General features: G+C 70.2%; 12 protein-coding genes and 1 pseudogene. 1 reads left to right on the forward strand and 12 read right to left on the reverse strand.

The genetic code is table 11. The features are described 5' to 3' along the window. Positions 1 to 36: 36 nt before the first annotated feature. Positions 37 to 881, forward strand: a pseudogene (locus tag ACGFY9_RS33845) (carbohydrate ABC transporter permease). A 22-nt stretch (positions 882 to 903) separates the two neighbouring features. Here the strand turns inward: ACGFY9_RS33845 and catC are convergent. The 12 genes from catC to ACGFY9_RS33905 form a co-directional block, all read right to left on the reverse strand. Continuing rightward, entirely contained in the window at positions 904 to 1,182 is a 279-nt protein-coding gene (gene catC / locus ACGFY9_RS33850; protein ID WP_393760537.1) for a muconolactone Delta-isomerase, read from the reverse strand. A 12-nt stretch (positions 1,183 to 1,194) separates the two neighbouring features. Then, positions 1,195 to 2,052: a catechol 1,2-dioxygenase gene (gene catA, locus ACGFY9_RS33855; protein WP_393760539.1), complete on the reverse strand. Its 858-nt coding sequence runs from the start codon at positions 2,050 to 2,052 to the stop codon at positions 1,195 to 1,197. 36 nt (positions 2,053 to 2,088) lie between these two features. After that, the gene (locus tag ACGFY9_RS33860; RefSeq protein ID WP_393760541.1) at positions 2,089 to 3,192 is read right to left on the reverse strand and encodes a mandelate racemase/muconate lactonizing enzyme family protein; all 1,104 of its coding nucleotides are present in this window, start codon (positions 3,190 to 3,192) and stop codon (positions 2,089 to 2,091) included. Next, positions 3,189 to 4,424 carry an amidase gene (locus ACGFY9_RS33865; RefSeq protein ID WP_393760543.1) on the reverse strand — a complete coding sequence of 412 codons (1,236 nt, stop codon included), beginning with the start codon at positions 4,422 to 4,424 and terminating at the stop codon, positions 3,189 to 3,191. The genes ACGFY9_RS33860 and ACGFY9_RS33865 overlap by 4 nt, the downstream gene beginning before the upstream one ends. A 45-nt stretch (positions 4,425 to 4,469) precedes the next feature. Further along, positions 4,470 to 4,994: a 4-hydroxyphenylacetate 3-monooxygenase, reductase component gene (gene hpaC, locus ACGFY9_RS33870; protein WP_393760545.1), complete on the reverse strand. Its 525-nt coding sequence runs from the start codon at positions 4,992 to 4,994 to the stop codon at positions 4,470 to 4,472. Positions 4,995 to 5,052: 58 nt separating this feature from the next. Then, positions 5,053 to 6,006 (reverse strand): PDR/VanB family oxidoreductase, encoded by a 954-nt coding sequence (locus ACGFY9_RS33875; protein ID WP_393760547.1) that lies wholly within the window; start codon positions 6,004 to 6,006, stop codon positions 5,053 to 5,055. 72 nt (positions 6,007 to 6,078) lie between these two features. Beyond that, positions 6,079 to 6,846, reverse strand: a complete 768-nt coding sequence (locus tag ACGFY9_RS33880) for an SDR family NAD(P)-dependent oxidoreductase (RefSeq protein WP_393760549.1) — start codon at positions 6,844 to 6,846, stop codon at positions 6,079 to 6,081. After that, positions 6,843 to 7,397: an aromatic-ring-hydroxylating dioxygenase subunit beta gene (locus ACGFY9_RS33885; RefSeq protein ID WP_393760551.1), complete on the reverse strand. Its 555-nt coding sequence runs from the start codon at positions 7,395 to 7,397 to the stop codon at positions 6,843 to 6,845. Before ACGFY9_RS33885 ends, ACGFY9_RS33880 begins: the two co-directional genes overlap by 4 nt. Next, positions 7,387 to 8,661, reverse strand: a complete 1,275-nt coding sequence (locus ACGFY9_RS33890; protein WP_393760553.1) for a Rieske 2Fe-2S domain-containing protein — start codon at positions 8,659 to 8,661, stop codon at positions 7,387 to 7,389. The genes ACGFY9_RS33885 and ACGFY9_RS33890 overlap by 11 nt, the downstream gene beginning before the upstream one ends. Then, on the reverse strand, positions 8,658 to 9,026 hold the full coding sequence (locus tag ACGFY9_RS33895; RefSeq protein WP_393760555.1) for a hypothetical protein: 369 nt from the start codon (positions 9,024 to 9,026) through the stop codon (positions 8,658 to 8,660). Before ACGFY9_RS33895 ends, ACGFY9_RS33890 begins: the two co-directional genes overlap by 4 nt. Positions 9,027 to 9,089: 63 nt before the next feature. After that, positions 9,090 to 10,259, reverse strand: a complete 1,170-nt coding sequence (locus tag ACGFY9_RS33900; protein WP_393760557.1) for an acyl-CoA dehydrogenase family protein — start codon at positions 10,257 to 10,259, stop codon at positions 9,090 to 9,092. Positions 10,260 to 10,473: 214 nt separating this feature from the next. Beyond that, entirely contained in the window at positions 10,474 to 14,496 is a 4,023-nt protein-coding gene (locus ACGFY9_RS33905; RefSeq protein ID WP_393760559.1) for a glycosyl hydrolase, read from the reverse strand. Positions 14,497 to 14,505: the final 9 nt, after the last annotated feature.

The raw sequence follows: 14,505 nt of genomic DNA on the forward strand, positions 1-14,505 counted from the left end.
AAAACCGCTCCCGCTCCCGCTTCGGCATCCTCCTCGATGCCCCGCCGCAGCAATTTGCTCACCCTGGCGATGCTGGCGTGCCTGGTGTACTCCTGTTGCCGCTGTTCTGGCTCGTGGTCTCCGCCACCAAGGACAACGGGTCCCTCTTCTCCACCTTCGGGCTGTGGTTCGGCGGCGGCTTCGACCTCTTCGGCAACCTCCGCGACGTATTCACCTACAACGACGGCATCTACTGCCGGTGGCTCCTCAACACCGCGCTCTACGCCGGGATCAGCTCCGTCGGCTCGGCCTTCCTGGCGGCGCTGGGCGGATACGCCTTCGCCAAGTTCCGCTTCCCGGGTCGCAATCTGCTCTTCTCGATCGTGCTGGGCTCGACCATGGTGCCCAGCACGGTGCTGACCTTCCCGGCGTATCTGCTGTTCAGCAAGATCGGCCTGGTCAACACCCCGCTCGCGGTGATCATCCCGATGCTGATCAGCCCCTTCGGCATCTACCTGATGCGGGTTTACGCGGACGGAGCGGTGCCGGACACTCTCATCGACGCCGCACGGATGGAAGGCGCCGGTGCCCTGCGTACCTTCTGGCAGGTGGGGTTCCGGCTGATGCGCCGGGCTTCGTCACGGTCCTGCTCTTCCAGCTCGTGGCCAGCTGGAACAACTACTTCCTGCCGCTGATCATGCTCAACAACCCGAAGCTGTACCCGGTGACCATCGGACTCGCCCAATGGCAGGCCCAGGCAGGTGGGTTGGGCGGCGCCCACGCCCTCTTCTCCATCGTCATCACCGGATCCCTCATCTCGGTCCTCCCTCTCGTCGCGGGCATTCCTCCTTCTGCAGCGCTACTGGCAGGGCGGACTGGCCACCGGCGCCCTCAAGGACTGACCGAGGCGGGGAGATGAGGGGGTCAGCGGACGGCGGACGGATGCCGGGCCAGCGGGGTCACCGTGACGTCCATGTACGGGAAGAGCGGTAGGCCCCACAGGAGTTCGTTGAGCCGGTCGTTGTCGATGACGTCGAAGACGCTGAGGTTGGCGTACTGACCGGCGCAGCGCCACAAGTGCAGCCATTCGCCGGAGTGTTGGAGCTTCTGGGCGTACTCCTTCTCGGTGGCGACGGTCGATGCCTGGAGCGCGGGGTCGAGATCGGGCGGCAGGTTGACGGTCATGTGGACGGCGAAGAGCAAGACGGTCTCCGGTCAGGAAGCGGGATCGAGGACGAGGTCGTGGGTGACCTGGTTGCCACGGTCGCCCGTCGGCTGCGGGTCTATGACAAGTTCAGGCTTGACGGCGGAGGCCACGTCGTCCTCGACGTGTTCGCCGCCGCGGAAGTACAACTGGGCGGTGAGCGTCTCGTAGCCCGGCGCGGAGACCTTCAGGTGCAGATGGGCCGGGCGCCAGGGGTGCCAGCCGGCGGCGGCGATGAGCTTGCCGCAGGATCCGTCGGTGGGGATCTGGTACGGAGCGGGCTGGATGGTGTGCACCGCGAAGCGCCCCTCGTCGTCGGTGGTGATGGCACCGCGGAGGTTCCACTGCGGGATGCCGGGTGCGAACTGCGCGTACAGGCCGTCGTCGTCGGCCTGCCACATCTCCAGCAGGGCGCCGGACAGTGCCTCACCCGAGACCCCCGTGACCTGGCCCTGGAAGAGGAGTGGGGTGCCGGACTCTTCCTTGCGCATCGGCAGGGTGCTGACACTGGGGAGGTCGGGAGCGCCCGGTACGTAGTACGGCCCTTCGATGGTTCCCTTGCTTCCCTTGCGGTCGGCGCTCGCGACCTCCTCGACGACGTGCTCGATCCACACGTCCAGGAAGAGCGGCCACTCGCCGTCCTCTCCGACAGAGATCAGCCACGACTTGAGGGCGTTGTACTCCTTGTACGTCACCTGGTTCCGGCGGATGACGTCGTGCACGGCGGATATCAGTTCGGTGGCAAGGGTGTTGACGCGCTCCGTGTCGGCGACGGGCCGGCCGGTCGAGGTGGCCTTGTCGGTGCGGAAGCGGTCGGTGGCGGAAGCACCGGATGCGGCGGCGGTGGCTTTCAAGGTGGTGTCGGACATGGTGCGCGGCTCCTTTGCCGGTCGGGAAAAAGCGGTTCAGCGGTCCTGGCGGTAGCGGGTGAGCTTGTCCGGGTCGATCGCGACGCCCAGACCGGGCAGGTCCCGCACGGCGAGCGTGCCGTCGGTGATCGTGACCGGTTCGGTGAGCAGGTCGTCGCTCATGTCCAGGAAGTTGGACAGTTCGCCGGCGCGGTGGGAGGCGGCGGCGTACGCGGCGCCGAAGGCGACGGTGCACACCGTGCCCAGCTGGCCGTCGATCTGGTTGCCCATCACCACCTCGGCGCCCATCCCCTCGCACTGGAACAGCACGCGCTGGGACTGGGTGAAGCCGGTGCGGGCGGTCTTGACGCTGATCGCGGTGGCCGCGCCGTCCAGCAGGGAGCGGGTGACCTCCGCGGGAGTGGTGACGGACTCGTCCGCGACGAACGGCACGGGACACTGCCGTACGAGCCGACGGCGTCCCAGCACGTCGTCGGCGGGGCACAGTTCCTCGGCGAGTGTGATGCCGACGGGTTCGAGTGCGCGCAGGGCGGCGGCGGACTCCGAGGCGGTCCAGCCGCGGTTGCCGTCGACGTACAACTCGGCCTCGCCGCCCAGGACGTCGCGGAGCGCCCGGCACACATCGAGGTCGAGCGTGATCGGCCGCCGCCCGACCTTCACCTTGAAGGTGGTGATGCCGTATGTGTCGCGGATGCGCTCGGCTTCGGCGGCCATCCGCTCCGGGGCGTCGAAGCCGAGCATGTGCGAGACGCGCATCCGGTCGGTGTAGCCGCCGAGGAGTTGGGTGACAGGTTGGCCCAGAGCCTGGCCGGCGACGTCCCAAAGGGCCATGTCCACGGCCGACTTGGCGGCCGGATTGCCGACGGTGCGGTGGAGACGGGCGTGCACCTGCTCGCGGGCGAACACGTCCATGCCGATGAGCTGCGGGGCGAAGATCTTCTCGATGACGGCGATCACGGACTGCTGAGTCTCGCCGTAGGTGAAGGGGCGGGGCGGTGCGTCGGCGACTCCGAACAGCCCTTCGTCGGTGCGGACTTGGACGAGCACGTGCTCGGCGCTGTGCACCTCACCGCTGGCGAAGCGAAGGGGTTTCAGATAGGGGATCGAGTACGGGATCGTCTCGATCGCGGTGATCTTCATCGGGTGCCGCCCGAGATTTCCTGGATGACCGCCTCCGTGTGCCGGGCGATGCCGAGCAGGCGGGCCACGCGGTCGCGGTGGCCGATGAGTTGGAGGCCGAGCGGCATACCGTGCGGGTCGCGGTGGCCGGGGACGGTGACGACGGGCAGGCCGAGCAATTGCCACGGGCGGCTGAGCACAGGGGTGCCGGTGGCCTCCAGGCCGAACGGGGCGGGGCCGGGGGCGGCCGGAGCGAGGATCACGTCGACCCGGGTGAGCAGGTCCAGGACACGGGCACGGGCGGTGCGGGCGGTGTCCTGCGCCCTGCGGTACTCGCCCTTGGAGGTCCGGCGACCACGCTCCAGCAGTTCGCGCAGGGGCGTGCTCAGCGACTCCGGGTGCTCCGCCTCGGCGGCCAGGGATCGCGCGGCCTCCCACGCCATGACGGTGGCGTGGGTCTCGGCGAGTTCGGGTGTCCGGACCTGGTCGCCCAGGTCGTTCGTCTCGGCGCCAGCTGCTGCCAGGGCCCTGGCGGTGTGGTTCAGCGCGTCGAGCATCGCCGGGTCGATGTCGGCCAGTTCGGTGCCGGGCCAGACCAACACCCTTATTCTCTCCGGGAGTTCGGCCCTGGTGCCGCCGACTGCCTCGACCACGAGGGCCAGTTCGGTGACTCCGGCGGTGATCAGTCCCGGCGCGTCCAAGCTCGGGCTGAGCCCGGTGAACCCCCGGGTCGACCAGGCGCCGACCGGGGCGACAAACCCGGCGACACCGCAGAAGGACGCCGGCCGGGTCAGCGAACCCGCCGTCTGCGAGCCCAGCGCCAACGGCACCACGCCGGCCGCGACCGCCGCCGCGGACCCACTGGAGGAACCGCCCGGAGTGTGGGCGAGGTTGTGCGGGTTGCGGGTCGGACCCGGTTGGAAGTACGCGAACTCGGTGGTGACCGTCTTGCCCAGCGGTACGGCGCCCGCCCGGCGCAGCCGGTCGACCAGCCAGGCGTCGGATGTGGCGATCCGCCCTCGCCGGAGCGTGGACCCACACTCGGTGGGCAGCCCGGCGACGTCGACGATGTCCTTGACGCCGACCGGCACACCCCGCAGCGGCCCGTTCGTGACGCCCTCGGCCGCCTTGCGCGCACCCTTCGCGTCGACGAGAGCCCAGGCGCGGATGTCCGGCTCGGTCTCGGCCAGGCGCCGCAGCGCGCCGTCGACCGCTTTGCGTGGATCCTCCGCGGCGGAGATCAGTGAGGGCACGTCAACCTGCTTTCGGAGTAGGGATGTTCCTCAACAGGCTGTTTCTCAACAGGCGACCGGCGGCGCCGGGTCCAGCCGGTGGAAGCTGCGGTTGAAGTAGACGAGGCTGTGGCCGCCCGGCCGGGTGCGGATCTGCTCGATCTCGACGAACAGCACGCTGTGGGTGCCCATGGCCTTGGAGTCCTTGATGGTGCCGACTACGGTCACCACCGCGTCCTTGAGCACCGGCACGTTGTGAGTCCGGTCCCAGACGTCCCAGGTGAAGCGCTCGGCCATGGACGCCTCGGTCGCGCCGGCGAAGTGCAGCGCCAGCTCCTGCTGGTCCCCGCCGAGTACGTTGACGCACACGCGGCCGTTGGCGCTGAAGACGTCGTGCATGGCGCTCTTGCGGTTGACGCAGACCAGGACGGTCGGCGGAGCGTCGGTCACCGAGCAGACCGCACTGACGGTGATGCCGCAACGGCCGTTCGGTCCGTCCGTCGTCAGGATGTTGACGGCCGCGGGAAGGTGCGCCATCGCCTCCCTGAAGTCCGCCTGAGTCGCGGCGCGTTGGGTGTCGTACGCGTTCATGGTCGTCTGTTCCTCTCTGCGCCGGTCTCCGGCGCGGCGCATCGCTCGGCGTGCCGGCTCACCACAGCTCGACCACCAACCGAGGTGACCTGGAGCGTGAGACACACGCGGCGATCTGGTCGCCTGCCGCCTTTTCCCTGGCGGTCAGGCAGTGGTCGCGGTGGTCGGGCTCGCCGTCGAGGACCCGTAGGACGCAGGTGCCGCAGATGCCTTCGCGACAGGAGGTGTCGAGTGGGACCCCGTTGTCCTCCAGCACTTCGGCGATGCTCTTGTCGGCGGGCACGGTGTAGACCTCGCCGGTGTCGAGCTCGACCTCGAAGCTCTCGCCGGGGGCGGCGTCCGGCTGGTCCACCGCCTGGAACAGCTCGGAGTGGATCTGGTCCTCCGGGACACTTCGGGCCGCGAGCGCGGTGACCTGTTCCATGAAGCCCTGCGGCCCGCAGGTGTAGACGTGTGCGCTCGCCGGGAGATCGGTGAGCGCGGCGGAGAGCGCTTTGACCGCCGCCTTCCGCCCGTGCCCGAGGTGGAGGACGACCCGGTCGGCGAAGGCGGACTCCTCCAGCCGGTCCGCGAAGGCCGCCTCGGCCCGGCTCCGCGCCACGTAGTGCAGCTTGAAGTCCGCACCGGTGGCGAGGAGTTCGTACGCCATGGCCAGTAGGGGCGTGATGCCGATGCCGGCCGCGACCAGGTGGTGCTCGCTCGCGTCGGCGTCGAGACCGAAGAGTTGTCGGGGTGCGCCAATGCGCAGCTCCGTGCCGGGTTCCGTCTTGTCGTGCAGGGCGTGGGAGCCGCCTCGGGACGTCTCCTCGCGTTTGACGGCGATGGTGTAGGCGCCGGGGTCGTGCGGCGGTCCGCACAGCGAGTAGGGGCGGGTGATCCCGGTCGGTCCGGTCACGTCGATGTGGGCACCGGCCGGGTAGCCCGGGAGCGGGCTGCCGTCGGAGCGGGCCAGCCGGAGGACCTTGACCGCGTCGGTGATGTCGACGGCCTCGGTGACGGTGACTGTGAACATCCGTCTGCCTTCACATTCGGGGCGGAACCAGTAGGAACCCAAGGGGCTGGGGACTTCAACTCATGTAGGGCTTCAGCGCATGAAGAGGCCGCCGTTGGCGTCCCAGCACGCCCCGGTCACCGTGTCCGCGTTGTCCGCCGCCAGCAGCACGGCCATGTCGGCGATGAACTCGGGGCGCCCTAGGCGGCGTACGGGAATCGAGGCCTCTATCTGCGCGAGCCTGTCCGGGTCGACGCTCTCGCGGACGGACGGCAGTTCCTGCGGGCCGGGGGAGATGGCGTTGACCGTCACGCCCTGCGGTCCGAGTTCGCGGGCGAACACCTTGGTCAGTGTGATGACGCCGCCCTTGGCCGAGGCATAGTGCGCGCCGGTCGCCGTGCCGCCGTTCTGCCCGGCGAGCGAGGCGATGTTGACGATGCGGCCGTATCCGCGTTCGGCGAAGTACGCGCCGAGCACCTGGCAGCCGAGGAACGTGCCGTCGAGGTTGGCCGACACGACCGCGCCGAAGCTGTCGGGGGTGATGTCCATCAGCGCCTCGACCTTGGAGAGGCCCGCGTTGTTGACCAGGGCGTGGACGGCGCCCCAGCGTGCAATCAGGTCGTCCAGTATCCGTACGAACGCGGTCTTGTCGCGGGCGTCCAGGCCGAGCCCGACCGCGGAACTCCCGGTCGGGTCCAGGGCGGCGGCGGCCTTGACCGCGGCCTCCTCGTCCAGGTCGGTGACGGCGACGCGGTATCCGCGGTCGTAGAACCGGGAGGCGATACAGGCGCCCAGGCCGCGGGCCGCCCCGGTGACCAGCACGACGCGCGGCTGGTCGTCCTCCCACGCTGCCGGGCTCACAGGAGGAACCCCGACGCCGTCACGGCGTCCTCGGAGTTGATCAGACGGACGACCTTGCGCGCGATCCGGGGACCGTCGGCGGTGAATGCGATGCGGTGCGTGACATCGGCCGCCAGGACGAAGGTCTCACCGCGCTTGTAGCCCACGACCACCTGCGCCGAACAGATCTCGATGGAATCCCCGAACTCGTCACGGGCGGCGACCGTGAAGCGGGAGACGGTACGGACCGTACGGGCCGCGGCCGTCGCCGAGATGGAGAAGCCACCGGTCAGCCGCTCGATGCGCATCCGGCGCATCCGGTCGTCGTCGTACACCAGGTTCAGCGAGCCGGCGAAGTCCGTCGTCTCCGGGTCGATGGGGACGACGTACTCGCCGCCCTCCGCCCACAGCGTGTCCCACTCCTCGTACCGCTTGGCGTCCAGGAGGCGGGCCTCGCGCCAGATCAGGGACAGCGCGGCGAGGGCGCGCGGATCGTCGAGCGGCAGCTCGGCATCCATAACCGCCGTACTGAGAACGTCACCAACTGTCGTACGGAGAACGTCACTTGACATCGGTCATCATCCTTTTCCACATCGCGTAGGCCGCGCGCATGCCGGTCTCGTCGGTCGCGTGGGAGGTCGGCTGGCCCAGGTCGTTGGGCTTCTCCCGGCCGAGGCCCCGGTTGACGAGGATCGGCATGTCGACGCCGCCGGTCACGCCGCGCTGGACGCGGTTCCAGGCCTCGGCGTCGTCGGGGCTGCCGAAGCCGAACGGGCCCTGGAAGTGCTCGTGGATGCGTAGCCGTTCGCGGTTGACGATCTCGGGGCCGCCGTCCAGGCCGAGGGCGACGTGCCGGATCTCCGTCTCCGCGACCGAGATCGGCCGCAGGACCCGGAAGAAGGACATCGACATGGCGACGTTCGGGAACAGGTTGAGGTTGAAGCCGGCGCCGTGCAGCGAGCGCACGATCCGCCGCACGCGCTCCGGAGGCAGGTCCTTCGACAGCTCCTCGATGACATGGCCGAAGCGGTCCTGGAGCTTCTCGGTGCCGTCGTCGACGTCCAGGTCGACGTGCTCGGCGACGGAGACGGACACGCTGTGGCCGTTGCCGAGGGCGTGGGTGACCGCGCTCTCGTCGGTCATGATCGACAGCATGCTCGCGGTCTCGGCGTCCACGGACGACATCCAGGAGCGGTGCACGATCGGGAAGTGGTACCAGTCGGTCGTGTTCTCCAGCTGGATCTTCCAGTTGCCCTGGAATCGGAACTTGTGCTCGCCCTGCACCTTGATCGGGAAGCCGGCGCCCTGCTTCATGAAGCGGTCGATCCACAGCCGCGCCCCGCCGAGGAAGTCCTCCAACGGTTCGATCTGGTCGTTGAAGCTGGCGAAGATCATGCCCGCGTACGTCCCCACCTTGAGGCGTTGCAGCGGCAGGTCCTTCTTCTCCGTTACGTTCTCGTAGCCCTCGGGATAGGGGATGCCGCGCAGCGTGCCGTCCAGGGCGTACGACCACGCGTGGTAGGGACAGGTGAAGCCGTTGCCGTTGCCCTTGGGAACGTCGCAGACGCTGGCGCCACGATGGCGGCAGCGGTTGAGGAGCACGTTGATGCCGCCGCGGCGGTCGCGGCTGACGATGACGGGACGGCGGCCGATCCAGGCCGTCTTGAAGTCGCCCGCCTTGGCGATCTCGCTCTCGTGGGCCACCCACACCCAGGTGCGGTGGAAGATCCGGTCCATTTCCAGCTCGAACAGCTCCGGGCCGGTGTAGAGGGTGCCGGCGACGCGGTCGTCCTCGACGAGCGCGGCGATGTCGGGAATCTCCGGGGACACGGTCATCGGGTGGCCTCCGGCTCCGGCAGCGGACGGCCGACGCGCGCCTCGATTTTCATGTACCGCCACAGCCCGTGCTCGCCGACCTGGACAGTGCGGAAGAGGTTGCAGGCCGCGGCCACCGTCGGCTGGTCGACCACGTCGGCGAGGACGTACGACGTCCAGGGCCAGGAGCCCGAGGGGCCGACCATGTGCTGGTCGTCGTCCATCGTGCCCAGGACGCTCACGCCGGGCAGCTCCCAGAGCTGGGAGAGCATGGTGGTGAAGCCGTCCCAGACCGCCTTGCCCTGGCCGGTGGGCAGATCGAAGAAGTTCTGGTTGACGCCGATGCAGAAGAGCACGCGCAGGGGTTTGCCGCCGGAATCGGGCATGGTGGAGTTCCCGCCTTTCAGGGGTGGGCCGGACAGGGGCTGCTCGGAGATGGCCGGGAGGGGCTAGAGGTAGCCGGGGAAGGGCTCGACGCCCATGAGGACCGCGCCGGCGCCGTCGTACATGCCCTCCTGGAGGAAGGCGTGCTGCGGGACGACGGACGCGTCGCGCAGGAAGCGCTGCATCGGGTGGCCGTCGGTGATGGCCGGGATGCCGCTGAGCTGGTAGGCGGCGCGGACGACCTCGAACGAGTTCTTCGCGAGATGGGCGGAGGCGAGCCGGAGCATGCTGGCCTGCTCGGAGGTCGCGGGGTCTCCGGCCTCGACCGTCGCCCACACCTCGTCGGTGGTCTCGTAGAAGAAGGCGCGTGCGGACCGGAGTTGGGCCTCGGCCTGGCCCACCGCGATGCGGTAGGTGGCGCGTTCGGCGGGCTTCGGGGCGCCGGTGAATCCGGCGCGTCCGCCGCTGGTGATCGCCTGGTCCAGCGCGGCGCGGGCGACTCCGAGACCGACCACGGCAAGGACCTGGGCGGCGTACGGGACGGTCGGGTAGCGGTACAGCGGTTCGTCGACGGTGGGTTGGCCGCCGCGTACGAACGTCCACTCCTCGGGGATGAGCGCTCCGTCGGCCACCAGGTCGTGGCTTCCGGTGCCGCGCAGGCCGATGACGTCCCAGTTCTCGACGATCTCCACCTGCTCGGGGCGCAGCACGGCGGTCAGCGGACGACCGGCGTTCTGCTGACCGGCCTTGTCTCCGTTCGCCTTGATGCCGACACCGAGAACGTCCGCACCCTTGCAGCCGCTGGCGAACTTCCACCGGCCCGACACCCGGTACGTGCCGTCGACGAGTTCGGCCGGCTGTACGGGGAACAGGCCCCCGGCGAAGACCACATCGGGCCCGTCGGCGTACAACTCGGCCTGGGTCTCCAGGGGCAGCGCGGCCAGATAGACGAGGGCCGAGCCGAAGCTGGCCACCCAGCCCGCCGATCCGTCGACCTCCGATATCCGCTCGATGAGCCGCAGGAACTCGGCCGGCGGCAGTGCGTCACCGCCGAAGCGCTTGGGGGCGCCCGCCCGGTAGAGACCGGCTCGCTTGAACTCCGCGATCATGTCCCGCGGAACGTGGCGCTTCTCCTCGAACTCCGCGCGCCGCTCGGCCACTTGGGACAGCACGCGGTCGAAGGCCGCTCGGGTGTCGGAATCGACAGGTGCCGGGGGATCCAGCGACTGCGTCATGGGATGAAACTCCTCGTATTGCCGGGCGGTTGTCGATCCCGCCGTGCTTTCACGCTAGGCGTGGCAGGAGCGGGCCGACAATTGGGAGTTGGCTGGAGTGTGTAGGGGATTCCTTTACCCGGTCCGGGGCGCCAGGAGGCTTTACGTGGGTTCGTTCGCCAGAAGTGCCCAAGGCTCGGCGCCGCCGTGCGGCGCAGGCCCGGTCGGACGGTCGCTACTGGACGAAGTGGAGCTCCACCGGGCCGCGCAGTCCGGAGACGAGTTGGGAGGGGAAGACGAACCGGGTGGGGCTGACCGCGTGGAGATAAGGAGCCAGGGTGTTGTACACCCGGACCACGATGTCGTTCTCGCCCTCCGTCAGGAGTCCGCTCGTGTCGGCGCTCCACGGGCGGCAGAACAGCAGTGCCGCGGATCGGCCGTTGACCAGGACCTCCACGCTGCCGCGCAGCTCACCCAGGCGCAGTTCGGCACGTGCCGACGCCTGTTCGGCGGTGAGCCGGACCCGCGTGCGGTACTCCATGCCACCGCTCCAGGTGGTCAGGCCCAGTGTCGTAGCCCAGTCACCGAGCGGGATCGGCCCCGGGGCGATGTCCATCTCCACCGGGCCGTCCCAGGCGGCACCACCGCGGGCCAGTCCCGCGCCCTCCACCCTCACCAGCAGCTCCGACGAGCTGGTCAGCGGTAGGTCGAGTACCATCTGCCCGTCTTCGCAGGGGAGTTGACGGTCCATCAGCCGTACCGTCGCGGTTCCCCGCACCGGGAGGCGCACACGCGCCGTGCCGACCGGCAGGCGCATGCGGAACCACTGCGGAGCGTCCACGGCCCCCGGAGCCGCGTCGGTGCGCAGCGTCTCGGCGCCCACCGCGGGAGGACCGTTCAGCCAACTGGTGGCGGGCAGCGGATGGGGGCGGGCGATCCGTTGGATCGCGGCCGGCTCGCCCCACTGGCCCCTGTGCAGCCGCACCGGGAACGACTGCCCGTCGACGAAGCTGCGCCAGGAGGCGTCGCTGACCACCGTCCGCACGTCGCCGGCCCGTTCCATCGCCAGGTCCACGAGGACGACCGCGCGCGGATCGGAGCTGTGCAGGACGACTTCCAGGGTGTTGCGGCCGGGGTGCAGCGCCGGGCGGACATCGTGGACGAAGAAGGCGGGACGGGCTCCCCAGTCCGCGTAGTACTCGACCTTGGCCTGGCGGGCCACCGGTTCGCCGTTGACCAGCAAGGAGAGTTCGACTGCCGCGCCCACCAGGGCCTCGGCGAGGTCCGGTACCGCGTCGAGGGTGAACTCGCGGAGGAAGTGGGTCTCCCGGCCGCCCTCCCGGGCCGTGGTGGTCAGGTACTCGGGACGGTCGGGGAAGCCGCCGGGCTCGGCGAGCGCCCAGAACGCGTCGGCGGAGGTGCCCTTGCCCTCGGGCATACCGGTCGCCCGGCTCCAGTCGGCGAGCCGGATCTCCAGCACGTTGCGGGCGCCGGCGGTGACCGGGGCGCGCAGCAGATAGCCCTCACCGGCCCCCGGCTCCGCCTCGGGCGTGACCTCGACCCCGTTCCACCACACGCGCTTCGCCGCTCCCGCGCCGACCAGGAGCTCCACTGTGCCGCGTACGTCGGTGCCGACGACTGTGCGGTATTGCACGCCCTCTCCCGGGGCCGGGCCGGGGAAGGACAGGAACTCCTCGGGGACGCGCCCCTTGGGGCCGAGTGAATGCCGTGGGTCCTTGTGGATGCCGCGGCTGTCGGAGTACTCCACCGGGTACCAGGCGGCCTCCTCCGCGAGGGCGTCCTCGCCCCGGGCCACTGCCGCGGTCCGGTCGGGGAGCAGCGGGGTGGGCAGTTCGGCCAGCGGCGCCGCGGGGTGGGCGAGCCCGTGCGGCCCGAAGGTGGCGTGCACTGTGGACCACGGGCCGTCCGGCGCCTCGGCGGCCTCGAACTCCCAGATCTGCGGCGCGGGTTCGGACCTGTCCGGCTTGGCGACGTCGCCCCGTGCGTTGACCGCGCCCAGGGTGGGCAGCAGGGTGCCGTGCCAGGGCCCCTCGATCGCGAGGGCGCTGGATTCCCCGCCTGCCGATTTCCAGCCCGCGGGCGGCAGGAGCGCGGCGGCCGGTGACGGTTCGTCGGACCAGACGACGAGCTGGGCCGGGGCGCCCGCGAAGTCGACCTCGACCCGGGTCTGCCCGCCCTCCCGGGAGAAACGCGCCGGGCGGCGTTCGCTGGTGGCCGGGTTCCACAGTTCCACGGCGGCGGGCGTTCCGTTCAGCCACAGGGTGGTGGAGTCGGCGTAGCGGGCCGGGTCGAAGTCGTGGTCCTTCCACCACCAGTTGCTGCCGTCGCGCAGGGGGTAGCGGGAGGCGTTGGGGGAGGCGGCCGGGACGAAGGCCACACCCTCCGAGCCCTTCGCGCGGGCCAGCACCGGGACGGAGGAGCGCAGCGGCCGGGTCCCTTCGGCCAGCCGACGGACGAGTTCGGCGGGGTCGTCGGTGGTCAGGACCCGCGGGTGCGCGGCGATCCGCCGGACCAGCTCGTCGTCGCCGCCGCGTTCCGCGGCTGCCGAGGGCGGTTCGCCGAGCAGCGCCACCCGGCCGCCGGCGTCCAGGAGTTCGAGCAGATAGCGGGCGGTCGCGGTCTCCAGGACCGCGCAGCCGGGCAGTACGACCCACCGGTAGCGCAGCGCGTCGATCGCGGTCCATCCGTCCTCGGGGACGGCCCGCTGCAGCGAGTCCTCGTCGACGATGTCGTACTCGACCGCGGCCTCGCGCAGCGCGCCGGGGCGGTGGTGGAACCAGTTGTTCTGGCCGACCAGCTCCAGGTACTGGATCTGGAGCCGGGCGAGGGGGCCGTATTCGGGGCCGGGGTAGGCGGCGTCGAAGTTGTGGTCGACCGGGGCGTCCAGCGGAAGCCGGGCCCGGACCGTGCCCGCCGGATGCAGCACGGCGACGTCGCACACCGGCGTGCCCCAGCTGAGCATCGAGCAGATCCGCGAGACGGCCCGGGCGAAGGGGCCGTACTGCCCCCAGTAGGGCTGGCGCCAGTCGGTGGAGGGCGGCGCCCATTCGAACCAGCCGCCGCGCATGCTGTAGTAGACCGCGTGCGGGTTGTAGAGGGTCGCCCCGGACTGGAAGAAGGGCAGCAGCCAGTCGTAGGTGTCCTCCAGCGTGCCGCCCCAGCCCGAGGAGTGGAAGGACTCGCACCAGACCCGGTCGTGGCCGTAGAGGTGCGCCATCGAGCTGTGCACCTTGGCATCGCCCTCGTGGTCGCTTCCGGCGGCGCCGAACCAGCGGTGAGTGCGGAAGTAGTCGGAGTAGAACTGGGTCGCCTGGATCGGCTGCCCGCCACGAGCCGGGTTCAACTGGTCGGCGCCGACCAGCATTCCGTACTGGGAGTGCCACTCGCCCAGCGGACGGAAGAAGGCCTCCTCGGCGAGCTCCGCCCGGGTGCGGTAGTAGTCGCCGAGCACCTTGGCGCCGTCCTCGGTCGCCTCCGGTGCCCAGAGCGCGGGCAGCACGTCGAGCAGGTCGTAGCCGCAGCGCTTGGTGAACTCCTCGGGCAGCCGCGGGGTCCAGGAGTTGTGCATCGGCAGCTCGTCCTGGAAGCTACCGGCGATCACCCGGCCGAGCCGCTCGGGCATCCGGCGCTCGAACTCGCCGTGCACCAGGCCGCGCAGGGCGTCGCAGGCCGCGGGGGACAGGTAGTCGTAGGCGGTCTGCAGGGTGTAGGCCAGGGTGACCGGGGTCTCGGGGGCGGCTTCCCCGTCGGCCAGGCGCCCGTCGTCGCCGAGGGCGATCCGCTGCCCGTCGGCGTCGTACGCGGCGACCGGAGTGGCCAGCGGCGGTACGTCGACCCGCCCGTCGACACCGACCTGGAGCACGGTGCGGTGCAGCGTGGCACCGGCGTACTCGGGATGATCCTGCGTCAGTCGCCCCTGCAGATTGGCTCCGGAGAACCCGATCTGGTCGTAGAACCAGATCCGCATCCCCAGCCGTTCGCAGACCTCGCAGGCATCCGCGAAGCGGTCCCACCACTCCTCGCTGAACCAGAGCGGGTCGTCGGACGCGGCTCCGACCATGGGGCCGGCCGGAGCGAGGTTGATGACGACGACGTTCTTCACGCCCTGCCCGGCCAGCCGCTCCAACTGCTCGATGAGCCGCTCCCGAGTGACCTTCTCCCCGCTCCACCACCACAACGGCGCGGGGGAGAACTCGGGGGACGGTTCGTCGAACAGCCGGGTGAGCTCGGAGTTCATGCGGTGGCT

Origin of the sequence: Streptomyces sp. NPDC048504 (assembly GCF_043200035.1) — a bacterium.
Classification (GTDB): Bacteria; Actinomycetota; Actinomycetes; order Streptomycetales; family Streptomycetaceae; genus Streptomyces.

Coding starts and splice junctions, on each gene's coding strand:
- catA (WP_393760539.1), bottom strand. CDS start 2,052: ATGTCCGACACCACCTTGAAAGCCACCGCCGCCGCATCCGGTGCTTCC.
- ACGFY9_RS33860 (WP_393760541.1), bottom strand. CDS start 3,192: ATGAAGATCACCGCGATCGAGACGATCCCGTACTCGATCCCCTATCTG.
- hpaC (WP_393760545.1), bottom strand. CDS start 4,994: ATGAACGCGTACGACACCCAACGCGCCGCGACTCAGGCGGACTTCAGG.
- ACGFY9_RS33875 (WP_393760547.1), bottom strand. CDS start 6,006: ATGTTCACAGTCACCGTCACCGAGGCCGTCGACATCACCGACGCGGTC.
- ACGFY9_RS33885 (WP_393760551.1), bottom strand. CDS start 7,397: ATGTCAAGTGACGTTCTCCGTACGACAGTTGGTGACGTTCTCAGTACG.
- ACGFY9_RS33890 (WP_393760553.1), bottom strand. CDS start 8,661: ATGACCGTGTCCCCGGAGATTCCCGACATCGCCGCGCTCGTCGAGGAC.
- ACGFY9_RS33895 (WP_393760555.1), bottom strand. CDS start 9,026: ATGCCCGATTCCGGCGGCAAACCCCTGCGCGTGCTCTTCTGCATCGGC.
- ACGFY9_RS33900 (WP_393760557.1), bottom strand. CDS start 10,259: ATGACGCAGTCGCTGGATCCCCCGGCACCTGTCGATTCCGACACCCGA.
- ACGFY9_RS33905 (WP_393760559.1), bottom strand. CDS start 14,496: ATGAACTCCGAGCTCACCCGGCTGTTCGACGAACCGTCCCCCGAGTTC.